We start from the raw sequence: 24,192 nt of genomic DNA, 5'->3' as shown, positions 1-24,192 counted from the left end.
CACACCCGCACCTACGGTACGACCACCTTCGCGAATCGCAAAGCGCAGACCTTCTTCCATAGCGATAGGCGCAATCAGTTCTACAGTAATGGTTACATTCTCACCTGGCATTACCATTTCTACGCCTTCTTCCAAAGTAACTGCACCAGTTACGTCAGTAGTACGGAAGTAGAATTGTGGACGGTAGTTAGCGAAGAATGGAGTGTGACGACCACCCTCTTCTTTGCTCAGTACGTATACTTCTGCTTTGAATTTGGTGTGAGGAGTGATAGTACCTGGTTTAGCCAATACTTGACCACGCTCTACGTCTTCACGTTTAGTACCACGCAGCAATACGCCTACGTTGTCACCAGCTTGACCTTCGTCCAGCAGTTTGCGGAACATTTCAACGCCGGTACAAGTGGTTTTTTGGGTTTCTTTCAGACCTACGATTTCGATCTCGTCACCAACGTGGATGATACCGCGCTCTACACGACCAGTTACTACTGTACCACGGCCAGAGATAGAGAATACGTCTTCGATAGGCAACAAGAAAGGTTTGTCCACAGCACGCTCAGGTGTTGGGATGTAGCTGTCCAGAGCAGCAGCCAATTCGAAGATTTTTTCTTCGTAACCAGCATCACCTTCCAAAGCTTTCAGTGCAGAGCCTTGTACGATTGGGCAGTCGTCGCCTGGGAAGTCGTAGCTTGACAACAGGTCACGAATTTCCATTTCAACCAGTTCCAACAGCTCGGCATCGTCAACCATGTCGCATTTGTTCATAAATACGATGATGTAAGGTACACCTACTTGGCGAGCCAACAGGATGTGTTCGCGAGTTTGAGGCATAGGACCATCAGCTGCGGAACATACCAAGATCGCGCCGTCCATTTGGGCAGCACCGGTAATCATGTTTTTAACGTAGTCGGCGTGGCCCGGGCAGTCTACGTGCGCGTAGTGACGGGTTTCAGTTTCGTATTCTACGTGTGAGGTATTAATGGTAATACCGCGGGCTTTTTCTTCAGGAGCGTTGTCGATTTGATCGTAAGCTTTTGCAGCGCCACCGAATTTTTTAGCCAAAATAGTAGTCAAAGCAGCAGTCAGAGTGGTTTTACCATGGTCAACGTGACCGATGGTGCCAACGTTTACGTGCGGTTTGCTACGTTCAAATTTTTCCTTAGCCATGGCAATATCCTATAATCTAAGCTTTTGAAAGAAAGGGTAATAATGAGATGGTGCCCATGGGCAGATTTGAACTGCCGACCTCTCCCTTACCAAGGGAGTGCTCTACCCCTGAGCTACATGGGCGAATTGTTTGGAGCGGGTGAAGGGAATCGAACCCTCACCGTAAGCTTGGAAGGCTTCTGCTCTACCATTGAGCTACACCCGCATACTCACTATTTGCTCCAAGTAAGAATTTTTGGTGGAGGGAGAAGGATTCGAACCTTCGAAGCTCACGCAACAGATTTACAGTCTGCCCCCTTTGACCGCTCGGGAATCCCTCCAAAAGAGAACGCTAGTTTATTTGCAACTCAGATTTCCGTCAAGATTTTTTTTCACTTATTTCTTTAAAAATATCCAAGTTTTTGCTTTTAAACATTATTTACTTAAACTGAATGATTTTTTCGTACTTGGCCATCAGTTCTTCGTGCGTTTCAGGATGTTCTTCATCGATCAAGATACAGTCGACAGGACATACCTGTTGGCACTGCGGCTCATCGTAATGGCCCACACATTGCGTACACAAATTTGGATTGATTTCGTAAATTTCTTCACCTTGCGAAATGGCATCATTAGGGCATTCCGGTTCGCACACATCGCAGTTAATGCACTCATCTGTAATAAAGAGCGACATTTCTATTTCCTTTTTTCTTAAATTATCAAAACCGATTGGGCGCGGATTATAGCACAAATGACGTCGGAACAATCCGTTTGAAAGAATGTTTTACACCTTGGGAATGATTCTCAAATTCTATACTATTCAGCAACTTGCAAATAGAGCAACAATTCAAACCTACTCATTCCCGCCTTTCCTTCCCGATAAATTTCCAGCCAATCCGGTTTTTCAGGCAGCTTCCCTGCTTCAATATAGACCATTGCCCCATTTTTCAAGTGGCTTTGCAATCGGATAAACAGATTTTGCCAATCTTCCCATGCAAACGGCGGATCAAGAAACACGACATCAAATTTTTCAGACAGCCTTGCCAGATAAGCCATGCCGTCTGAACACACGATTTCTACCTGTTTCAAATCTAATTCACGGATATTTTTCTGAAGCGTTTGAACAGTTTGGCGGTGGTTGTCGACCATTACCACTTTTGTCGCATTACGAGAAGCAGCCTCCATTCCCAAAGCACCACTGCCGCTGAATAAATCCAATACCGTTTTGCCGGTTAAATCCTGACCCAACCAATTAAACAGTTTTTCACGCACGCTGTCAGGCGTCGGACGCAGACTGTCTGCAGATAAAAATGTTAACTTTCGTCCCCTGCATTGTCCGCCAATGATGCGTACTTGATTGGTGTGTTTGGAATGTTTGTTGTTTGCCATGATTTTAAAAAAAATGCCGAGTTTTCAGACGGCCTTAATTATATAGTGAAACTGCCATCAAGCCGTATTTCACTCTATTCTTTTAGATACAACAAGGCCGTCTGAAAATCATTTTTCAGACGGCCTTTACTATTCATTAACTAATTATTCCTTCGGTGCAGGCGGTTCAATCTGCTCTTTCCAGCCGCATTCTTTTTGCGGGCAAACTTTTTCCACACCCCAGCGTTTGGTGGTTTTGATGGTCAAAACCGGCCATGCGCATTTTGGACAGGTTTCTGCAATGGGCGGATTCCAAGTGGCGTAGTTACAGTCCGGATAGGTGCTGCAACTGTAAAACAGTTTGCCGTAGCGGGATTTGCGCTCTACGAGGTTGCCTTTTTTGCATTGCGGGCATTGGACGCCGGTGTCTTTCGGTTTTTCCAGCGGTTCGACGTGTTTGCATTTCGGATAGTTGGCGCAACCGATGAATTTGCTGCCAGTACGGCTATATTTGTACACTAGACGACCGCCACATTTAGGACATTCGCGTCCGTCAAGTTCAGCTTGTTCGGCCTCGGCTTTGGCGATGCGCTCAGCGGCTTCTTCGGCGGTTTCGTTGACATTACGCGTGTAGCTGCACTCGGGATAACCGGCACACGCAACGAAACGCCCCATTTTGCCGAACTTGATTTGCAGTTTGTGTTCACCGCATTTCGGACAGGTTTCGTCGAGTTCCTGCGTGGTAAATTTGGCGCGTTCGATGCCCTCTTTTTCTTCCACTTGCTTGATGAACGGCTTCCAAAATTTATCCATCACAGGAATCCATTGGCGTTTGCCGTTAGCAATTTCATCAAGCTGGTCTTCAAGTTTGGCGGTAAAGTGGTAATCGACATATTGGGCGAAGTGTTCGGTCAGGAATTTATTGACGATGTCGCCTGTGTCGGTAGGCATGAAGCGTTTTTGCTCAAGGGTAACATATTCGCGGTCTTTGAGCGTGGAAATGATACTGGCGTAGGTGGAGGGGCGGCCAATACCGTATTCTTCGAGGGCTTTAACCAGTGTGGCTTCGTTGTAGCGCGGCGGCGGAGTGGTGAAGTGTTGTTCGCCGTAAAGTTTGTCCACAGGCAGTTTGTCGCCTTCGCTCATTTCAGGCAGTTTTTTGCTGTCTTCGCTCTCTTCGTCATCGCTGCTTTCTTCATAAACGCTCAAGAAGCCTGCGAAAGTCTGCACTTGTCCGGTTACGCGGAAGACGCCTTTGCCGACGGTAATATCGACGGTGGTTTGGTCGAATTTGGCGGGCGTCATCTGACAAGCGACGGTGCGTTGCCAAATCATTTGATAGAGTTTGAACTGGTCTGCGCTCAAGAAGGGTTTGACACTTTCAGGCGTACGGTACACGGAAGTCGGACGGATAGCTTCGTGGGCTTCTTGGGCGTTTTTGGATTTGGTTTTGTACTGCTTGGCCGAGCTTGGCAGATATTCTTTGCCGATTTTGTTTTCGATGTAATGACGGATTTCGGTTAACGCTTCATCAGCCAAATTCACGCTGTCGGTACGCATATAGGTAATCAGACCGATGGCGCCCTGCCCTACGTCTATACCTTCGTAAAGCTGTTGGGCGGTACGCATGGTGCGGTCGGTGGTAAAACCGAGTTTGCGCACGGCATCCTGCTGCATGGTAGAAGTGGTGAACGGCGCGGCAGGATTGCGGCTGCGCTTTTTCTTTTCGATGGCGGTAACGACAGCCTCTTTGCCTTCGAGTTCTTTCAACACGTCGGCTTGAGCAGCTTCGTTCGGCAGGTCGAATTGTTCGAGTTTCGCGCCGTTGTATTGGGCCAGTTTGGCGGTGAACTTGCTGCGGCCTTTGTGGCTGTCGAGATGTACCGTCCAATATTCCTGCGCTTCAAACGCGCGGATTTCGTTTTCGCGTTCGCAAATCAGGCGCAAAGCGGGACTTTGCACACGGCCTGCGCTCAAACCGCGGCGGATTTTTTTCCACAACAATGGCGAAAGGTTGAAACCAACCAAATAGTCCAAAGCGCGACGGGCTTGTTGCGCATCGACCAAATCCATTTCGATTTCGCGCGGATGGGCAACCGCATCGAGCACGGCGTTTTTGGTGATTTCGTGGAACACGACACGCTGCGGCTTGATGTTTTTCAAGCCGCGTTTGGATTTTAGGATTTCCAAAAGATGCCAAGAAATGGCTTCGCCTTCCCTATCCGGGTCAGTTGCGAGGTAGATGTTTTCAGCTTCTTTGGCACCGGCAACGATGGCATCGACGTGTTTGCTGTTGCGGCTGATCAATTGGTATTTCATGGCAAAGCCATTGTCGGGATCGACTGCTCCGCTTTTTGGAACCAAGTCGCGGACATGACCGTAAGACGCCAAAATTTCAAAATCACCGCCCAGATATTTTTTCAGGGTTTTGGCTTTGGACGGGGATTCGACGATTAATAGGTTTTTCGCCATTGTTGTTCTCTTTTGGATGTATTGGATTTATGTTTCAGACGGCCTTTTATCATTTTGTTCAGGCCGTCTGAAAAAAGGTTTAGTGCATCACGTTTTGTCCGGTCAACGCACTCATCAAGTCGTCGCCTATCAGGACGGGCAACTCACTCTTGTGCATCCACAACACCAGCAATACCAACACTTTAGCGGTATCGAGGGTGATTTCGTCCGATGGAATGTGCATCAGGGCGTGAATGACGATTTCGCGTTGCTCATAAGTAATTGCGTGTTCGGCAACCAAATACTGCATCAAGCCCATGACTTCCTGCGGCAGGTTTTCAGCTTCTTCACGGCAGAATACGCGCAGGGAGTCGCTGTTAAACGGCTCGGCATAGAATTCGGACGTATTGAACAAGACTTCCATCATCATCAATGTATTGCCGATTTCCGTAGCATCAAAACCCGCATCTTCCAAGAGGCGACCCAAATCCTCCGGAGGCGGACAATTGTCGAAATCTTGGAAGTGTTCGATTAAATAGGCAATGACTTCGGTCATGCTGGTTCCTTAAATATAGATAATTTATGCTTTGACACGCTGATAACGGCCGCCCGGCAAGGCGGCGACGATACCGTCAAGTTCGTATTCCAAAAGCTGTGCGTACACGTCTGCCGCTGCCGTATTGGTTTGTTGCGCCAAAATATCGGGATGTATCGGGTCGTAACCCATTGCTTCCAATAAAGCGCTTGTTGACGGGGCGGCAGATAGGTTTTCAGACGGCCTTGGCGGTTCATTCGCTATTGTTTTTGGTTGCAGCCGTTCGGTTTGATCGTTTTTCGGTTTGACCGTCTTATTTATAGAATATGATGGAACATGCGTATTTTGCAATAGCTGCGGACACTCATGGAGAATATCGTCCAGACATTCCACCAGTTTTGCCCCGTCTTTAATCAGCTTGTGGCAGCCTTTGCTATGCGGATTGTCTATCGAACCGGGCACTGCCATCACTTCGCGCCCCATCTCCGCCGCCAGCTTGGCAGTAATCAATGAGCCGGATTCCAATGCCGCCTCGACCACCAATGTCAGCTGCGACAATGCGGCAATCAAACGGTTGCGGCGCGGAAAGTTGCCTGCAAACGGACGCGTGTCTAAAGGGAACTCGCTGACAATCAATCCTTTTTCAGCAATTTCATAAGCAAGGTTTTTATTGGACGGCGGATAAATGCGGTCTATACCGGTTCCCCAGACGGCAATGGTACCGCCATCTGCCTGCAATGCGCCTTGATGTGCAGCAGTATCGATACCCGAAGCCATACCCGATACGACGGGAATGCCTTTTTCACTCAACGCCCTGCTGAAATCTTTGGCAATCCGCATTGCCTGCGGCGTGGCATGGCGGCTGCCGACAATCGCGGCAGAAGGTGTATGCAACAACTCTGCATTACCACGTAAAAACAAAACCGGCGGCGCGGTAATGCCTTGTGTCAGCATTTCGGGGAAATCATCATCTTGCAGCAGCAACAGACGGCAACCGTCCTGCATTTCCCATTTTAAAGCGGCTTCGGCAGACTGCCGTGCCACTGCCCGTTTGTCCGCATTACGCCATAACTCGGCAGCCTGTTTATGGCGCACCAACGCGGCAATTTTGTCTGCCGGCGTATTCAAGGCTGCTTGTGCGCTACCGAATTGCTGCAACAGCACCAAAAAACTTTCTGCGCCGATATAGGGCGTAAATGCCAGTTGCAACCAAGCAAAACGCTCGTTTTCAGTCATTAATCTGTTCCCTTTTCGTAATGTTTTTTTCAGACGGCCTGAAGTAAATCAAGGCCGTCTGAAAATTTTATTGATATAAAGCTTTAGTTTCCCATCACAGTAACTTTCTCAGAACATCATTTTTATCCAATATACGATTAATCAGATATTCATCATCAGGTTTTAAGTTATCCATTAGCTCATCTACAACGGCCATACGGCTACGTAGAAATTTCAAAAGCTCCGGATTTGGGTTTTCTTTATTGTATTCATCATAGCGAGCCTGAACTAAAGACTGCTGACTTTGGCCTAAAATCTCTAAAGCTACTTCATAATCAAAATGTCCTAACATTGGATAACTCCTTTTCAAAAGTACATCTTTACATTAAAGCATATTTACATCTTTATGTTTTAGCCATTACTGCTGCATTTCATTTTGAATCGTCTGAATTACAAAATCTTTCAAAGAAATACCATGTTGAGCATAATAATTTTTCAATTCTTGGTGCATTGATTCAGAAATAATCAATGTATAGTGTTTTTAAAGTATTGCTTGTCTGAGCAAACCGTCAAATGATGATGCCGTCTGAAAAACCTGATGGCTTTCAGACGGCCTCTTTTGTGTTTGAACCGATATTGCGCTTATTCTTCGGATTTGTCGGTGCTGCGGCGCGATACGCTGATACCGAGTTGTTTGAGTTTGCGGTAAAGGTGTGTACGCTCCAAACCGACCTTTTGCGCCACACGGCTCATATTTTGGCCTTCTTGGGCGATGTGGTACTCAAAGTAGCGACGCTCGACTTCTTCCCTCAATTCGCGCAAAGGCATATTGAAATTGAAGCCGCCGATGATTTCTGTCGCCGTCGCGTTTTCCTTCTGACCCAAAGCCACGGCAACGGCCTGCTCGTCCACTTCTTTGCCGTCAGATTCCAACATGATGTTTTTCACTGTTTCGGCAAGCTGGTCATAATTGCCCGGCCAATCGTATTGGCACAAAACCACCAACGCGCTGTCGCTGAATTTTACCGGCTGGATTTTTTGACTTTCGGCCAAATCGGTCATGATGCGGTTGATTAAAAAGACGATGTCATCCGGTTGGCTGCGCAAAGAAGGAACATTAATGCGCTCTTTCAACAGCTCCGCCAGTCGGCCGGCAACGACGTCATCAGCGCTCTCACCGCGTTTAAAGCCGCATGAAGCAATCACACGGACATTGTAGCGGTCGGCTTTCTCCAACAAGAAAGCAATGCCGTTTTGGATATTTTTGCTGTAACGGGCAATATCGCCGACATACAAAATACCACCCGATGCTTTTTGCAACAACTCCATCGGCGTATCGACAATGTGTTCGACACGGTCGGTTGCCACCCAAGGCGTACCGCTTTTGTGCAGATAACGGGCGACAATCTCAAACGGCGAGCCTGCCTCACCGGCCAACAACAGCGGGCGGTTGTGTTTGGCGACCGCTTCAATACTGCCATTCATTTCTTGAATGACGGGACTGTTGCCCAGTTTGTCCAAAGTCATACCGGAGGCCGTCTGAACTTCGCCATGTTTCAAGGCGCGCTCTACTGCGGACAAGAGTTTTTGCAAGGCAATCGGTTTTTCCAGAAAATCGAGCGCACCGATTTTGGTGGCTTCAACCGCAGTGTCAATGCTGGCATGGCCGCTCATCATTACCACAGGCATATTGAGTTGGCCGTTTTTCGCCCACTCTTTCAACAATGTGATGCCGTCGCAATCGGGCATCCAAATGTCCAGCAACACCATGGCCGGACGCGTTTGATAACGCAATTGGCGCGCTTCTTCGGCATTTTCGGCCAAAGTGACGGTATAGCCTTCGTCTTGAAGGATTTCGGAGAGCAGGTCGCGGATGCCTACTTCATCATCTACAATCAAAATATCACTGCTTCGCATAAGTTTCTGCCATTTCCGGTAAAGCTATTTTGACACACGCGCCGCCGCTGTTCTGATTGCTCAGGCTGATACGGCCGCCATGCTCCTCGATAATTTTTTTCACAACGGGCAAACCCAGCCCCGTTCCTGTCGGTTTGTCGGTAACGTACGGCTCAAAAGCATTGTGCAGCATTTCTTTACTGAAACTTTTACCGTTGTTGCAGACGGTCAGGAAAACCTGTCCGCCTTCGCGCCCTGTTTCGACGTTTACTTGCGGCGCTTCGTCCGACTCTGCCGCTTCTGCGGCATTCTTAAATAGGTTATGCAACACTTGGCGCATCGCCGTCGTATCGGCAACAATCGGCAGAGCATCGGCGCTGAGCCGTGCATTAAATTTGCACGCGCCAGCCTCATATAATACCAATACTTCCGACACCAAACCGTTTAAATCTTGTTTTTCTAAATTCAGAGACGGCGCACGCGCATAATTGCGGAATGCTTCGACCATTTCTTTCAGCGCGGCAACCTGTTTGACGATGGTATCGGTTGAACGGCTGAGGATTTGGGCGTCTTGTTCATCAAGTTTATCATGCAATTTCCATGCCAATCTCTCGGCGGAAAGCTGGATAGGCGTGAGCGGATTGCGGATTTCATGCGCCAAACGTTTCGCCACTTCGCCCCATGCGGCCTCTTTTTGCGCCCGCATCAAGACGGTAATGTCATCAATCACCATCACCACACCGTTATCGTTGTCTTCCGGCAGGATGGTGGCCTTGCCCAATAAGATTCGGGCATCATCGGGCGCGGCGTATTCGACTTGGACGGGTTTGTCGCTGTCAGCGGTTTCATTAATGGCGGCAAATACATCGGCCAACAGGGTTTGCTGCGGCGATTTGCCGTGCCATTGATGCCAGTTGCTGCCCCACAAAGACACCAGCGAAACGCCCAAAATCTGTTCGGCGGCCTTGTTAAAGGTTTTCAGACGGCCGTCGGCATCCAAAGTAATCACGCCTGTAGTCAAACTTTCCAACACGCATTCCAAATAATGGCGTGCGGCTTCTTCGCGCAAACGGTTGCGCTCGTCTGCCTCTTTGGCAATCGCCAATTGCTCGGTCATGTGGTTGAACAATTGGGTCAAACGGCCGAACTCGTCATTGCGGAATACCGGCCGGGTCTGGCTGAAGTCACCCTGAGCCACCGCCCGCGCACCCTCTGCCAACGACAATACCGGCGCCACAAAACGGCGGGCAAAATACAAAGCCATCACCAGCGCCAAAAAAATGGCCAACAATGTCGCGACTAACAACGTGGACAGGAAAAAGGTTTGCAGGCCTTTTTTGGTATAACTTAGCTCGGCGTATTTGGCGCGGGCCGCTTCAATCAGCGTCGCGTCTTGGGCAACATCTTTCGGAATCGGCTGCCGAAAAAACAACGCATAATCCTGATTTTTATGCGTACCGATCAGCATCCAACCTTGAGCATACAACACGCCGCCGATGTTTTCCAAGCTGCGCACCGAGCCGGTCTGCTCCAGCTGCTCCCATCCTTCTTTGTTAAGCTCGGGTTGATTTAGTTTCAGGGGATTGATGCTTTTTTCGGCTTTATGGGTGGTCGCGTTATAAAGCGCCAGCTGAGCAAATTCGGAAGTAGGCGCGGATTGGGCCAGCGTTTGCCCCAAGTCGCCGTCCAGCGAAGCGGCGCTGATTAAGTCGATTTGCACCGGCGTGGCGTTGCTGACCGCGTTGTCCACCGCCAAGTTCAGCGCGGATTTGCTCAAATTTAAGCTGCGCTCTAGAGCCTCATGGGTATCGTTGCCAAACCAAGAATTAATCGTACCGTTAATAAACTGGGCGGAAATACCGAACAAAAACACGCCCGGCAATACGGCAACCAAGGTAAACATCCCCGACAGCCGACGCGCAATCTGCGAACCAAACACGCTTTTGCTGTTGTCGCGCATCAAAAGCACGACATAGCGCACCAACACCGCTGCCAACACCAGCAACAGCAAGCCGCACAAGGCGACAATCCACCAGAAATAATCGGACAATACGTTGCTGCTGCCCGTTGCAACAGTCAGACCGTACAACAAAACTACGGCGAATACGGCGGCAATCAGAAGAAAGCGGCGCATGGTTTACTCCTGCACGACCGACAAGGATTTCCAACCCGAATCCAAATGCCAGTTTTTAGACGTCAGGGCATTGATTTGGAACGGTTTGGGCAGCTTGGCAGTTGTCAGCAGCAGGCGGATTTCAGCCTTCGTGTCTTTGGCGGCCACGTCACTCAGCGCGCCCTTGGACAAAACCTTCCAATTCGCGACCGCGCCCACTGCACGCAAGGCAGTTTCAAGCGTGTCGTACTCGGTAGAAAACGTACCGACGGTAACGCGATAGCGGTTGGTCAGCGGATGGAAGGACAATTTGTATTGAATCGTGCTGTCGTTGTTGAGCAGCTGGTCGAACTTGAATTTATAAGACGACATGGACGGCGCTGACAGCTGCCAACTTAAATTGAAATGCAGGGGGACACCCTGTTTGAGTGCTTCTTTAAGCTGGTCGGGCAGATCAGTGCGGAAACGGCTGCTGACGGAAAGCTGTCCGGCATGGGTCAGCTTTGCCTCAGCACGGGTCGCACTGATGCCCTCGCCCGCCGCGTTCAGCGACACGGCGAGCAAGAGCGGTACAATCAGCGTTTTACTGCTTTTTAATAAGCGCGTAATAAAAGCCATCTTGATGTTTGTTCGGTAAAAGCACATGCGATTCGATCAACTCGGCATCGGCATGGCGGTTAAGGAATTTTTGCAACTGACCGTCGTTTTCTTCGACAAAGACCGAGCAGGTAGCCAGCAACATCCTGCCGTTTTTCGTCAGGGTCTGCCACAGCGCGTCTAATAATGCTTCCTGTTGGCGTGCGGTTTTGACGGCATCGGTCGGTCGGCGCAGCCATTTGACGTCGGGATTGCGCCGCGCCACGCCCGAAGCGGTACACGGCACATCGGCCAAGACGGCGTCAAAGGCCTTGGCATCATACCACGCTGTCAAGTCCTGCGCATCGGCACAAGTCAAAGAGGCCTTTTGAAAGCCTAAACGGTCAAGATTGCTCTTCACCCTGTTCAGACGGCCCTCGTCTATATCCAAAGCGGTAACATGACAATCTGCCAGTTCCAAGATATGGCCTGTCTTACCGCCCGGCGCTGCACAGGCATCGAGAATGCGTTCGCCGTCTTTCGGGTTCAACAAATAGGCAGCACATTGCGCACCAAAATCCTGCACCGACACCAGGCCGTCTGAAAAACCGGGCAGGCGGCTTACCGGTACAGCCTCTTCCAACATCACGGCGTATTCGTCCAAAGCCCTGGCCGCAATACCTTCCGCAGCCAATTTCTCCAAATAGCTTTCAGCATTGCCGTGTCGGCGGTTGACGCGCAAAGTCATCGGCGGATGCGATTGCAGCGCAGTGGTAATGTTGTGCCAATGTTTCGGATAATGGTTTCTCAAATAAGCCACCCACCACAGAGGCAAATTATGTTTCGCCACATCGTCTTTTTTGCAGGAAGCCGCGAGCTTGTCGCGTTCGCGCAAAAAGCGGCGCAAAATCGCATTGGCAAACGAGCGGAACTGGCCGCGGCCGATTTTGGCAATGCTTTCCACCGCCTCATTGACCACGGCATGAGGCGCATTGCGCGTGTAATGCAGTTGGTACATCGCCGCCAAAAGCAGGCTTTCAAGCTGCGGATTGTCAATCGGCTTCTTCAGCATTTGACCAAGCATATACTTCAAACTGCCCAAATAACGTTGGCAACCGTAGGCAATATCCTGCAACGCACCGTTTTCCTGCGCCGTCAGCTGCGGATGCGCCGCGCGGATTTCCGCCAAGACATCCTGAAGATTGCGCCCCTCGGCAACCGCGGCAACGCTGTCGGCGGCCAGTTTTTGGGCTAGGGACATACTCATATTTTTGCTTTCTGATTTATATTTGATTTCAAGTATTCGGCGGATTTCAGACGGCCTGTTCGGCTGCCAGCAATGCCCGGTAATATTCGGCATCTGTTTTGGAAAAACAGCAAAAGATGATTTTTTCCACTGACGGACATTGCGGCAGGGTTTGTTTCAAACTCTCCAAAGCGATACGCGCGGCGGCTTCGGCTGGGAAGCGGTACACACCGGTGCTGATGCACGGAAAGGCGATACTGTGAAGATCGTGTTTCTGGGCAAGCAGCAAGGAATTAGCGTAGGATTGTGCCAATTTGGCCTCTTCATTTTGTTGTCCGCCAAACCATACCGGCCCGACCGTGTGGATGACAAAACGCGCAGGTAAACGATAGCCTTTGGTTATTTTGGCTTCGCCTGTGCGGCAACCGCCCAAAGTTCGGCACTCATCCAGCAGCTCTTTGCCTGCGGCGCGGTGTATTGCACCGTCTACTCCGCCACCGCCCAACAGCGATGAATTGGCAGCATTGACAATCGCATCGACTGCCAATCGGGTAATATCGCCCTCAACCACTTCAAAAACAGCCATTGTTTTCTTTCCTCTACGTTGATTTCCAGCCTGTTACAAAACCGTTCCAACTTCAATCGTTCGGCCTGCCGCAAATGCCTGTATGCTCATGCGTTTACTGCCGGAAGGCTGCAATTCGGTAATGTTCAGCGCATTTTCACCGCATGCCACCAGCAGGCCGTCTGAAGTGCAAGACAATACTTCGCCTGCCTTGCCCTGTTTGGCCACGACTTCGGCGCGCCAGATTTTCATCGGTTTGCCTTGATACTCGACCCACGCGGCAGGTACAGGATTAAAGGCGCGGATTTTGTGCTCAATCACAGCCGCGCTTTCATTCCAATCAATACGCGCCTCTTCTTTGCTTAATTTTTGGGCGTAGGTAACGCCTTCTTCGGGCTGTTTGACCGCATTCAGACGGCCTTCAGCCTGCAGACGCTGCAAGTTGGCAACAATCGCTTCGGCACCCAAACCCATCAGCGCGTCATGCACTTCGTTGGCGGTATCCGTAGGTTGGATGGAGTAGCGGTGTTCACTGACCACATCGCCGGTGTCCAAGCCGATGTCCATCTGCATGATGCACACGCCGGTTTCGGCATCGCCGGCTTCAATCGCACGTTGAATCGGTGCCGCACCGCGCCAACGGGGCAACAGCGAAGCGTGGATATTGAGGCAGCCGTGTTTGGGCGTATCCAACACTTCCTGCGGCAAAATCAAACCATACGCGGCCACTACCATCACATCCGCGCCCGTATCTTTAAGCATTTGCAGGGCTTCGGCGTTATTGCGCAACTTTTCTGGCTGCGCCACGGTCAAACCCAATTCCAAGGCAGCCTGTTTAACCGGCGATGCGGTCAACTGCATGCCGCGGCCTTTGGGGCGGTCAGGCTGGGTCAACACCAGCGGAATTTCAAAACCTGCGGCGGCGATGGCTTTCAAGGCGGCGGCGGCAAAATCGGGCGTACCGGCAAAGATGACTTTCATGTTGTGTCCTTGTGGAAATGGTTTGAATGGCGCGTTGGGCAAACTGTTTCAGCTGAAAAGGCCGTCTGAAAGATTGAAAACCGAAGTCTGCCTTCTGTTTTGTCTTTTCAGACGGCCTTTAAGCGATGCGCAGGTCAGATGGTGTGTTTCTGACGTTTTTTCAGTTTGGTTTTGATGCGGCCTTGTTTCAGCTGCGACAGATGTTCGACAAACACGATGCCCATCAGGTGGTCCAATTCGTGCTGCACGCAGATTGCCAGCAGGCCGTCTGCTTCCAGCGTGAATTTCTCGCCTTTTTCGTTCAAAGCCTCGACTTTGACGCGCTCGGCACGAGTTACGGTATCGTAAATGCCCGGCACGGACAGACAGCCTTCTTCATAAGTTGTCTCGCCGTCTTTTTCGACAATGACGGGATTGATGAACACGCGCGGCTCGCTGCGGTCTTCAGTCAAATCCATCACGACGATACGCTCGTGTACGTCGACCTGAGTGGCCGCCAAGCCGATACCGCGTGCTTCGTACATGGTTTCAAACATATCGGCAACCAATGTCTGGATGCGCTCGTCGATTTTTTCAACAGGTTTGGCGACCGTGTGCAAACGCTCGTCAGGGTATTGGAGGATGTTCAGTAAAGCCATAATATTCTCGTTTTATAAAACTGATGTGTGATTTTCATACAGATTCGGTTTCCGCCGCCACAATCTCCTGTCATGACAGCAACATTCAATGCTAAAATAACGCCGAAAAATGTTAAGATAGCGCGACGGAGGCCGTTCGTTATCGTATTGATGAATGGGCGGCAGTTTCGCAAACTCCAGCCTTCTCTGTTTATCATCTGAAGACAAACCAAACCGATTTCAAGGGGAACGGTTATGCAACAACGTATTATAACCCTGCTTTGCATAGCAGGCATGGCTATTTCTGCCCACACTCAGGCAGCTTCTTTAAAAATCCGCCCCAATGCGCCGCAACGCTACGTCGTTAAAAACGGCGATACCTTGTGGGGTATTTCCGGCAAATATCTGTACAGCCCATGGCAATGGAACCGCCTTTGGGGCGCCAACCGCAACGCCATCCGCAATCCGCACCTAATCTATCCGGGTCAGGTGTTGGTTTTACGCTACGTCAACGGCCAGCCGCGACTGGGTTTTGAACATGCCCAAACCCGTTCAGACGGCATTCCCGTGATCAAACTGCATCCGCGCGTACGCGAAACTTCCGGCTACGGCATTCCGACCGTCAACGTCAACCTCTACCGTATGTTCATGAAACATCCGCAGATTATCGCTCCGGAAGAAACCGCCAACGCGCCGCGCCTGATTGCCGGCCCCGACAACCGCGTCCTCTACACGCAAGGCAACCGCGTGTACGCATACGGCCTAACCGAACCCGGCCGCTACCTGACCTACCGCGTCAATAAAAACATTACCGATCCGGAAACCGGCAAATTCCTCGGCCAAGAAGTCGTGTTCAGCGGCATCGCCAACACACTGCCTTACACCGACTCTGCCTTGGAAAACCGCACCCGCGCTTCTGACGAAAAACTCAAAAGCAACGAGTATTACACCCAAGTCAACAAAGTTATGAAGCTGCGCACCCAATCCGCGCAACCTTTAGTTATCGAAGAAGCCGTTTCCGAAATCCGCAAAGACGACTATCTGCTGAAACTGCCCGAAGGCCTCGACAGCTTCAATGTTATGCCTCACGCCCCTGCCCGTCCGATTCAGGCCAAAGTCGTTTCCATCTTCGACGGCGTGGGTGAAGCCGGCCAGTTCCAAACCATTACTTTGGATAAAGGCGAACTCGACGGCCTGGACAAAGGCACTGTGGTCAGCCTCTACAAACGCGGCCGCCAAGTCCGTGTCAATCTGTCCAACAACCTGATTCGCAAGCCGAAAGACAAAGATACGGTTGAATTGGTTTCCATTCCGGCGGAAGAAATCGGTTTGGCAATGGTATACCGCACATCCGACCATCTGGCCTCAGCCATTATTTTGGAAAGCCTGAACAGCGTTTCCATCGGCGATACCGCCTCCGAACCCGGCCGTGATTTGGACAATATGGCTGATGAAAAAACCATGGACAAACCGGCCGAAGACGAACAAGAAAGAGAAATCGAACTGGAAGTCCGCAGCTAATTGGGCTTTCTTAGCAGCCATCCGGCAAACAAAGGCTGTCTGAAAACCTGTTTTTCAGACGGCCTTTTGATTTCCGCCCATAAATAAATTTGGTAACGCGTTGTTTAAAGCGCAAACAATATTTCATGTCTTCAGCTATTTATCGGCTATCCCCTTTTCCATTTGTCTTTCCGTTCTGCCATTCTAATCAGAAATATGAAAAGCCCAATACGCCATTTATTGCCTATTGATTGTTCCATCTGTTCCTTCCAATCAAAAAGGCCGTCTGAAATCTTCAGACGGCCTTTTTATCTACAACTCAAATCCGATTATTTGAATTTGTAAGTGTATTGCAAGCCCAAGATGTCTGCTTTGTTTTTGAAGCGTGCAGAAGATGCACCGCGGCTGTCTACGTCGTTGCCGCTGGCTTTGCCGGTGCGGTAAACCGTGTCATTGATGTGGATATGGCTGTACGCCGCATCGATAACATGGTTTTTACCCAGTTGATATTTGGCACCGACGGAGAACCAGATACGGTTGCCGTCAGGCAGGCTGTTCATGCGGTCTTCGGCGCTTTTAACCGGTGATTTATCGAAAGCGATACCGGCACGCAGTTGCAATGGTTCGGTAACTTGGTAAGAGCCGCCGAATGCAACTTTATAAGTGTTGCGCCAGTTAGGCGTAATGACGGTACGGTCAGATTGGCCGTTGACAACTTTTTTGGTGTTTTCAAACACCAGCTCCGCTTTGTTGAAGCGGCTGTGGCGCGTCCAAGTCACATCGCCGAACAAATTGGTTTTGTCGGTGGCGCGGTACATACCATGAACAGACAAAGACTCAGGCGTAACGATTTTTACGCTGGCTTTTTCGTTCGGCACATAACCACGTGCAGCCATTGCACCCAAATCCCAAGCGCGTTTTGCATATGCGCCGTCTGCTTCCCAATCGGCAGTGCCTTTCAACGTATGCAATACTTTGGAACGATAGTTCACACCCACGCGTGTGCGGTCGTTGATGTCCCACATCCACGCCAGTTGGTAGCCGAAGCCCCAATCGTGGCCTTTTACATCGGCATGACCGTCAGCTTTACCGGTCGCATCGACAGCAACGGGACGGCCTGCTTGACGGGAAGCTAAGCCGCTGGCCAACTGGCTGATGGCGCCGGAAGCATCCCAGTCGGAATATTTACGCAATTCGGCTTTGGAATATTGGGCAATCAAACCGGCACCAACAGCATGCTGCTCATTCAGTTTCCACGCGACTACCGGCTCGATGGCGATGGTGGTCAAACCCAGTTTGTTGATGTTGTGGCGCAAGACGGAATCTTTTTCGTATTCGGTTGCCGAACCGAAAGGAACGTACACGCCCAAACCCAAAGTTACATCGTCACTGGCTTTGTACGCGCCATAGATGTGCGGAGCGACAGTGGTTTCGGTAATTTTGCCGCTGGTCGAGCCGCTGACATCGGCACCCGTGCGGAAGTGTTTTGCAGATTCCGCCTCATAATGAATGCTTGGGAAAACGATATTGGCGTTGACGGAAATTTGGCTGTTGTCGATTTTGCTCAAACCGGCCGGGTTGTAGAAAATGGTTGAGGCATCGGCGGCTTCGGCGGCGGCGGCGTTGGCCGTGCCTTGTGCGTTAACGGATTGTGTGCCGAAGTGGTAGCCGGAGGCTTGGACGGCGGTAGATAACAGTGCGGCGCTTAAAATAAATGCTGTTTTTTTCAGATTGAAATGAATCATTTTGGTTTACCGTGAAAGTAGCGGACAAAGAAAAAGGCCGTCTGAAACGTCCTTTATTGATTTAGTATAGGCACTCAATTCTATACTACATCATTATTTTTGCCTAATCTTTTCTTTTTTTACACAAAAAAAGCAGGCTAAAACAGCCTGCTTTTCCAATCATCGGATCACTGCAATTATTTAACCTGCAACACTTCCAGCGTATTGGTCGAACCGGATTCGCGCATTTGCGAACCGCTGGTGATGATGTATTGGTCGCCGCTTTGGAGAATTTTGTGTTCTACCAGCATGGCTTCCACTTCGTTCAGCGCGGTATCGTGATCGGTACTGGTTGCCAAAATCAACGGACGCACGCCGCGGTACATCGCCATGCGGCGTTGCGCTGAAACACTCGGCGTCAGGGCAAAAATCGGCAGGGTGATATTGTGGCGGCTGACTTCAAAGGCGGTCGAACCGCTTTCAGTCAGGGCAACGATGGCTTTGGCGTGAACTGCGCGCGCCACGCTGACCGCACCGCCGGCAATCGCCAAGTTGGTGCTGACGGCTTCGGGATACTCGACCTGTTCGGCAACGCCGTTGAGCGAATCTTGTTCTTTTTCCGCAGCCGCACAAATAATCGCCATTTGGCTGACGGTTTCAAACGGATACGCGCCGACGGCGGTTTCAGCGGAACACATTACCGCATCGGTACCGTCCAATACTGCGTTGGCCACGTCGCTGACTTCCGCGCGGGTCGGTACGGGGTTGGTAATCATGGATTCCATCATTTGAGTTGCGGTAATGCTGAAGCGGCGCAACTCACGGGCACGGCGGATCATGCGTTTTTGCAGGGCGGGGACGGCTGCGTGTCCGACTTCGACCGCCAAGTCGCCGCGGGCAACCATAATACCGTCGCTGGCTAGGATGATTTCGTCCAGATTTTCAATGGCTTCTACGCGCTCGATTTTGGAAACCAAACCGGGGCGTACGGCAATGCTGCCTTTCATTTCTTCTTCGACTTTGGCGCGTGCGATGTGCAAATCTTCGGCAGATTTCACAAAGCTGATGGCGAGGTAGTCGCAACCGATGGCAATCGCGGTTTTCAGGTCACGGAAGTCTTTCTCGGTCAACGCACCGGCAGACAGGCCGCCACCGCGTTTATTGATACCTTTGTTACTTTTCAGCACATGGCTGTTTTCTACCCTTGTAATAATCTTACTTCCTTCAACCGCCTCAACGGTCAAGGTCAACAGGCCGTCGTCCAGCCACAAAACATCGCCGGCAGCGACGTCATTCGGCAAATCACGGTAGTCCAAACCCACCGCTTCGCGTGTACCTTCACCTTTAAGCGCGGCATCCAAAATTAAGGTTTCATCTTTATTCAGCTCAATGCTGCCGCCGGCAATTTTGCCGACACGGATTTTCGGGCCTTGCAAGTCGGCAAGAATGGCGATTTCCTGACCCGCACGTTTCGCGGCTTCGCGCACGATGCGGGCATTTTCTTCATGGAACTCCGGCGTACCGTGGCTGAAATTGAAACGGACGACATTAAGACCGCCGACACGGATCATGTCTTCCAACAATTGCACATTGTTGCTGCCCGGACCCAATGTGGCGACAATTTTGGTATTGTGACTGATACGGGTTAAATCACGTTGCAATTGGCTCATGTAAACGTCCTTTCCTGTTGATTTCACGTTTGATAATGAGGAAGATTGTACTCTTAATGCAATAATGTTGGCGTAAAATTACATGATTTTCTGACTTAAACTAAATTTATTTTTGCATTAACCTACTTTCCTATCGGATACAATATACCCTCACGTCGTCATGTTTAATTTTTCAGACGGCCTCACTCATACGAATAATACTGAAATATCCGACCGATCCATGAAACGTTTTTTGACTCCTCTGCCCATCGGCATCGTTTTGGCCGACCTGATCTACGGTTTCGTACTTAATGTCATGCAGGGCTTAAATTTGCAACAAACCGCAGCCAACCAGTCCGGTACAATTTCCGTTACGCCCGACATTGCCTTCAACAGCCTGCAAATCGTCGCCAACGGCGGCATGGTCTGCATCATCGGCTTTGGTTTGATTGTCTTGTTCCAACTCAACCGAGCTGTATTGCGCCAACAAATTCTGCCCATCGGCATTTTCCGAACCCTCGGCCTGTTGGCTGTTTTGGCATTCAGCATTTCGTCTTTGTGGGAATGGTTGCATGCCGCTTTGTCGCTGCTTTCCGGTCGCAATGTTTTAAACTTCAGCAACCCGCGTTATCTGGTTACCGCAGCCTGCATGCCCATCATCGCTTTCTTGTGCATCTTACGCCTGTACAATTGGTATCGCCTGCATCGGACTGTTGCCGCTGACGACACCTCCACGACCCTCTAATCAAGTTGCAAAAAGGCCGTCTGAAACAGGAAAACCTATTTCAGACGGCCTTGTCATTATATATCTCAACGTTGATGGCTGGTTTCTACACCGGCCTTAATCTCACCATACATTTGCGAGCTGCCTTGCCCGCTGCCTGATGCGCAGGCCGCCAAACTCAGTGCCAAAACAGCCGCAGTCAAAATCTTCAACATGGGATTCCCTCTTTTTACAACCATTATTTCGGATCACAACGGAAATGGTAGGCGCAAATTTCAAATCCGTTTTTGAAGTAGAGACGATGCGCATCTGCGCGGTCATGGTTCACATGGACATTCAGATGGATTTTGGTTGCGCCGGTTTCCGCACCGATTTTGCGTACTTCTTCCAACAAGCGTGAAGCATAGCCTTTTTGGCGGCATTGAGGCATGGTCACAATATCGTCAATATGGATATGGTAACCGCTGGCCAAGTTGTACGCGGCATGGAAACCGCATACGGCCACGGCATTTTGTTTGCCTTCTTCAAAAATACCCAATAGGCGGTAGCCGGTTTTGCGCTGATGCTCATTAATTTGTTCGACGAAACGGTGAATATCGGTCAAAGAAGAACGCAAAATGCTCAATGCCGCAAAAGCGGTTGCGGTTTCTTCCGGCGGAATTTCACGCAATACGCCGACCACAGGCGCGGCAGCTTGAGGCTCAGGCTGAGCATTAGCCGCTTCCGCACGCTCGGCTGCATGTTTTTCTTCAATCGCCTGCGCCAACAAAACGCGCTCGACCGGCACTTCGCCCTGCTGTTTGCTTTCTTGCTCTTTAAGCAAGGCTTTGCAGTCAATCACGCGCAAATCATTATCTGCCGCAAAGTCCATCAAGAAACGGAACATTTGCGGATTGTCTTCTTCCAACTTTTTATCGACCGCTACACAACGGACATTGTCCACCAAAATCGGGCGCACCCAATTAGAATAGGAAAGGCGGTTGTCTTTAGTAAAGGAAGACAAAATACCGCACAGGCGCTCCGCCCAGTCGCTTGGTCGGAAAATCTTGCCTTTGCTGGTCGTACCATGGATCACAACTTCATAAGGATTACACACTAACATAAGCAGCTTCCTGAGAGTAAATGGCTGAAGGAATATTTCGCCAGTGCCAACATCAGAAAAAGTTCCGATACATAGCAACAGATTATTGAAAAAATATCAGTAAGGTTTTGAAATACGACAATGATGAGACGGCTTGCCGATCCTGACAATCCGTTTCAAATTCTTTGATTATTATACCCGATACGCCTCTTTTTCTTCAAAAATCATTTGAAAAATAACAACAGGCCGTCTGAAAACAAGTATTTCGGTTTCAGACGGCCTGCATATTTTGAATATCAATACAACAATTTCTTGCGGGGCTTTTGCTCGCCATTGGATTTAATTTCTGACAAATTAAAATTCAATATGCTCAAATCCAAAACGCTTTCTGAAGTGCATTGATCGCCAAAGGCATTTTCATAAGTGGCCTTCAGTTTCAATACTCCGCCGAATGTTTGGTCCGGCAATTCGGCAGCCAGCGCCAACATACTTGCAAACACGCCGCCATACAATTCGCCTGATGCCAGCATATCCACACCGCCGGAAAACATCTCCAAACGCATCACTGCATCGGCGACCAGCTTGCTCGGCAAGTGATCCGGTAAAGACTCTGCCTCAAAACGCACATTCTTCGCCAGACCCTTACCGCTATTGCGGACAACCAAAACCAATAAATCCGTTTGCCCGTCAGAACGCTGCAACGTCGCATGCAAAACAGGATGAATACTCTCTTTTTGAATCAGCTGCTCACGGTGCAACATCTTGCTTTTTGCTTTGGATCGCGCAGAGACGACAGCCCAAATCAACCAAACAAATGCAACAGCAGAAATGGCAGTGACCAAAAGGGGAAGGTTGGTCAAATAGGCTTGCTGATTAAACCAAACTTGTGCTGCTAAAAATCCGGCAAAGAAAATCAAGACGTATAAAATTGGGGCAAACCGGCTTTGTATGGATGAGTGCATAAGTTTTCCTACATTTCGTGTCGTGTTATAAAAAAATAATGCCTTTTGAGCAAATGATGTCATCAACTCAGAAGGCATTATTTTAACGTAATTTTAACGCAATTTGCTTAATATCTTGCTTTTTATGAAACTGATGTATCAAGCAGACAACTCGAACTGCACAGCCGTGTTTTCAGACGGCCTGAGATTTTTATCAGGCTTCGGCAACCGAATCACGCGAGAAGGTTTTTTCGCAATAATGGCATTTCAAACGCGTCTGACCATTATGTGAACGGACATAAAAACGGCTGATGACCGGCTCGCCATGACTGGCACAATTGGTATTCGGGCAACGGAACACTTCCGAAATTTCGTCCGGCAATGACAAATGCTGTTTGTCGATCACTTTAAACTGATCGATTTTGTTTACCACTGCTTCAGGGGCAAATAAAGCCAAACGGTTGGCCGCGTTGGCATCCAACCATACGCCGCTGACTTTGATGATGTCTTTGCTTCCCTGCGTTTTGCTAGGTAAATTAAAACCAACCGTAACCGCGCTGCCATAATGCAGCAGCTTAAACTGCCTTAAAATGGCTAAGCCTTTACCGGCAGGAATATGGTCAATTACCGTACCTTGTTCAATCGCTTCAACGCTGAGTTTTGAGTTTTCCATCTTTCACTCCTTAAACTTCTTCGTTCAATACCAAAGACAAAATCGCCATCCGTGCATACACGCCATTGGTTGCCTGCTCAAAATAATAGGCATGAGGTGTTTTATCCACATCCGGATGAATTTCATCTACCCTCGGTAAAGGATGCAAGACGCGCAAATTAGGTTTGGCGTTTGCCAACATCGATGCATCAAGATTGAACTTACCCTGAATTTTGGCAAATTCCTGCTCATCAAAACGCTCACGCTGAACACGGGTCATATACAAAATATCCGCCCATTCAACTGCTTCTTCCAAACTGGACAAAACTTGATAAGCGCAACCGGCCTCCTCCAACTCTTCAGTAATATAGTCCGGCATCGCCAAGCTGGGAGGGGATACAAATGCGAATTCACAACCCCAACGCTTCAATGCCTGACACAATGAGTGTACCGTACGGCCATATTTCAAATCACCAGCCATTGCAATCTTCAAATTGCTCAAGCTACCTTGTGTTTCATAAATCGTTACCAAATCCAAAAGTGTCTGGCTCGGATGTTGGTTGGTACCATCGCCGGCATTAATCACAGGTACGCTTGAAAACTCGGCCGCCACACGAGCCGCACCGTCTTTCGGATGTCGCTGAATAATCGCATCCGTATAGCTGGAAATAATCCTCGCAGTATCCTCAAGCGTTTCACCCTTTTTCGCACTGGTATTCGCACCATCGGAAAAACCGATAACTTTCCCACCCAAACGCTGTACCGCCGTTTCAAAAGACAAACGCGTACGGGTGGACGGTTCAAAAAAGCACGAACCAATCAATTTGCCTTCAAGCAAATCTTCACGAGGCTGCTTTTTCAACTTCAAGGCCGTCTGAAGCAGCAATTCGAGCTGCTCCGTCGTCAAATCTGAAATTGAAATAATATGTTGCCGATAAAGCGGATTAGGCATAACCATTCCTTCCCATAAAAAAGCCCGCAACAGGCGGGCGTCTCAAGCAAATCGATTCCATCGTTACCCGACGTCATCCTCGTCGGACAATCACGACCATGTTTCTACCACACCCATGAAATCTTCCGCATTATCGCATATTTAACAGACGGCTGCTTCTTCCAAGTTTTCAGACGGCCTGAGACCTTTGCAAAATAACCCTCTGTACTCAACAGCTGAGATCCAAGCACAGAGATTCGGCTGTTTTCAGTTATTACCCAATAGAA

Annotated in this window: 23 protein-coding genes and 3 tRNA genes; 2 read left to right on the top strand and 24 right to left on the bottom strand. The window is 49.6% G+C overall.

The annotated features are described in order from the left end of the window. The 17 genes from tuf to def form a co-directional block, all read right to left on the bottom strand. Positions 1-1,164 (bottom strand): elongation factor Tu (tuf, locus tag O3682_RS10920; protein WP_371460535.1); only part of this gene is annotated, 1,164 nt, incomplete at its 3' end. Between the two features lie 48 nt (positions 1,165-1,212). Beyond that, a tRNA-Thr gene (locus O3682_RS10915) sits at positions 1,213-1,287 on the bottom strand. Between the two features lie 8 nt (positions 1,288-1,295). After that, positions 1,296-1,369, bottom strand: a tRNA-Gly gene (locus tag O3682_RS10910). 31 nt (positions 1,370-1,400) lie between these two features. After that, positions 1,401-1,484: transfer RNA gene (locus O3682_RS10905), tRNA-Tyr, on the bottom strand. 98 nt (positions 1,485-1,582) lie between these two features. Beyond that, entirely contained in the window at positions 1,583-1,834 is a 252-nt protein-coding gene (locus O3682_RS10900) for a YfhL family 4Fe-4S dicluster ferredoxin (protein ID WP_003679513.1), read from the bottom strand. Between the two features lie 122 nt (positions 1,835-1,956). Beyond that, positions 1,957-2,529 (bottom strand): 16S rRNA (guanine(966)-N(2))-methyltransferase RsmD, encoded by a 573-nt coding sequence (gene rsmD, locus O3682_RS10895; protein WP_371510089.1) that lies wholly within the window; start codon positions 2,527-2,529, stop codon positions 1,957-1,959. Between the two features lie 144 nt (positions 2,530-2,673). Next, the gene (gene topA, locus O3682_RS10890; RefSeq protein ID WP_070836933.1) at positions 2,674-4,980 is read right to left on the bottom strand and encodes a type I DNA topoisomerase; all 2,307 of its coding nucleotides are present in this window, start codon (positions 4,978-4,980) and stop codon (positions 2,674-2,676) included. A 79-nt stretch (positions 4,981-5,059) separates the two neighbouring features. Then, complete coding sequence (locus O3682_RS10885) at positions 5,060-5,515, bottom strand: Smg family protein (RefSeq protein ID WP_003749244.1); 456 nt, start codon at positions 5,513-5,515, stop codon at positions 5,060-5,062. Between the two features lie 24 nt (positions 5,516-5,539). Continuing rightward, complete coding sequence (dprA, locus tag O3682_RS10880) at positions 5,540-6,730, bottom strand: DNA-processing protein DprA (RefSeq protein WP_063068089.1); 1,191 nt, start codon at positions 6,728-6,730, stop codon at positions 5,540-5,542. A 94-nt stretch (positions 6,731-6,824) separates the two neighbouring features. Continuing rightward, on the bottom strand, positions 6,825-7,061 hold the full coding sequence (locus tag O3682_RS10875; RefSeq protein WP_070461203.1) for a hypothetical protein: 237 nt from the start codon (positions 7,059-7,061) through the stop codon (positions 6,825-6,827). A 290-nt stretch (positions 7,062-7,351) separates the two neighbouring features. Continuing rightward, entirely contained in the window at positions 7,352-8,626 is a 1,275-nt protein-coding gene (locus tag O3682_RS10870) for a sigma-54-dependent transcriptional regulator (RefSeq protein WP_371510086.1), read from the bottom strand. Beyond that, positions 8,613-10,739: a sensor histidine kinase gene (locus O3682_RS10865; RefSeq protein WP_371510084.1), complete on the bottom strand. Its 2,127-nt coding sequence runs from the start codon at positions 10,737-10,739 to the stop codon at positions 8,613-8,615. Before O3682_RS10865 ends, O3682_RS10870 begins: the two co-directional genes overlap by 14 nt. Positions 10,740-10,742: 3 nt before the next feature. After that, positions 10,743-11,336: a DUF4390 domain-containing protein gene (locus tag O3682_RS10860; RefSeq protein WP_004520180.1), complete on the bottom strand. Its 594-nt coding sequence runs from the start codon at positions 11,334-11,336 to the stop codon at positions 10,743-10,745. Next, a complete protein-coding gene (rsmB, locus tag O3682_RS10855; RefSeq protein ID WP_371510083.1) occupies positions 11,302-12,561 on the bottom strand; it encodes a 16S rRNA (cytosine(967)-C(5))-methyltransferase RsmB in 1,260 nt (419 codons plus the stop codon). Before rsmB ends, O3682_RS10860 begins: the two co-directional genes overlap by 35 nt. Before the next feature lie 46 nt (positions 12,562-12,607). Further along, positions 12,608-13,126, bottom strand: a complete 519-nt coding sequence (locus O3682_RS10850; RefSeq protein WP_371510082.1) for an O-acetyl-ADP-ribose deacetylase — start codon at positions 13,124-13,126, stop codon at positions 12,608-12,610. A gap of 33 nt (positions 13,127-13,159) precedes the next feature. After that, positions 13,160-14,086, bottom strand: coding sequence for a methionyl-tRNA formyltransferase (fmt, locus tag O3682_RS10845; RefSeq protein WP_371510080.1), 927 nt, complete (start codon positions 14,084-14,086; stop codon positions 13,160-13,162). Positions 14,087-14,220: 134 nt separating this feature from the next. Then, a complete protein-coding gene (gene def / locus O3682_RS10840; protein WP_003678675.1) occupies positions 14,221-14,724 on the bottom strand; it encodes a peptide deformylase in 504 nt (167 codons plus the stop codon). Between the two features lie 234 nt (positions 14,725-14,958). On the opposite strand from def, the gene O3682_RS10835 reads away from it, so the two are divergent. Beyond that, entirely contained in the window at positions 14,959-16,224 is a 1,266-nt protein-coding gene (locus tag O3682_RS10835; RefSeq protein ID WP_371510078.1) for a LysM peptidoglycan-binding domain-containing protein, read from the top strand. Positions 16,225-16,532: 308 nt separating this feature from the next. Here the strand turns inward: O3682_RS10835 and O3682_RS10830 are convergent, their stop codons facing one another. Further along, positions 16,533-17,948: an OmpP1/FadL family transporter gene (locus tag O3682_RS10830; protein ID WP_371510076.1), complete on the bottom strand. Its 1,416-nt coding sequence runs from the start codon at positions 17,946-17,948 to the stop codon at positions 16,533-16,535. Positions 17,949-18,124: 176 nt separating this feature from the next. Further along, a complete protein-coding gene (gene pyk, locus O3682_RS10825) occupies positions 18,125-19,597 on the bottom strand; it encodes a pyruvate kinase (RefSeq protein ID WP_371510074.1) in 1,473 nt (490 codons plus the stop codon). Between the two features lie 220 nt (positions 19,598-19,817). Between pyk and O3682_RS10820 the strand changes: the two genes are divergently transcribed. After that, positions 19,818-20,321 (top strand): hypothetical protein, encoded by a 504-nt coding sequence (locus O3682_RS10820; RefSeq protein WP_070583270.1) that lies wholly within the window; start codon positions 19,818-19,820, stop codon positions 20,319-20,321. Positions 20,322-20,386: 65 nt separating this feature from the next. Here the strand turns inward: O3682_RS10820 and O3682_RS10815 are convergent, their stop codons facing one another. The 5 genes from O3682_RS10815 to pyrB all read right to left on the bottom strand — a co-directional run bounded on the left by O3682_RS10815 (position 20,387) and on the right by pyrB (position 23,926). Continuing rightward, positions 20,387-20,515, bottom strand: coding sequence for a hypothetical protein (locus O3682_RS10815; RefSeq protein ID WP_269208304.1), 129 nt, complete (start codon positions 20,513-20,515; stop codon positions 20,387-20,389). A gap of 23 nt (positions 20,516-20,538) precedes the next feature. After that, the gene (locus O3682_RS10810; protein WP_314577447.1) at positions 20,539-21,402 is read right to left on the bottom strand and encodes a GNAT family N-acetyltransferase; all 864 of its coding nucleotides are present in this window, start codon (positions 21,400-21,402) and stop codon (positions 20,539-20,541) included. A 275-nt stretch (positions 21,403-21,677) separates the two neighbouring features. Next, positions 21,678-22,343, bottom strand: coding sequence for a DUF8453 domain-containing protein (locus O3682_RS10805; RefSeq protein ID WP_371510091.1), 666 nt, complete (start codon positions 22,341-22,343; stop codon positions 21,678-21,680). 193 nt (positions 22,344-22,536) lie between these two features. Beyond that, on the bottom strand, positions 22,537-22,995 hold the full coding sequence (gene pyrI, locus O3682_RS10800) for an aspartate carbamoyltransferase regulatory subunit (protein ID WP_003684689.1): 459 nt from the start codon (positions 22,993-22,995) through the stop codon (positions 22,537-22,539). A 10-nt stretch (positions 22,996-23,005) separates the two neighbouring features. After that, entirely contained in the window at positions 23,006-23,926 is a 921-nt protein-coding gene (gene pyrB / locus O3682_RS10795; protein ID WP_371510071.1) for an aspartate carbamoyltransferase, read from the bottom strand. Positions 23,927-24,192 lie beyond the last annotated feature (266 nt).

This window comes from Neisseria sp. 27098_8_112, assembly GCF_041433235.1.
GTDB lineage: Bacteria > Pseudomonadota > Gammaproteobacteria > Burkholderiales > Neisseriaceae > Neisseria.
Note: the sequence above shows the minus strand (reverse complement) of the source record. Positions and strands in the feature narration are given on the sequence as shown.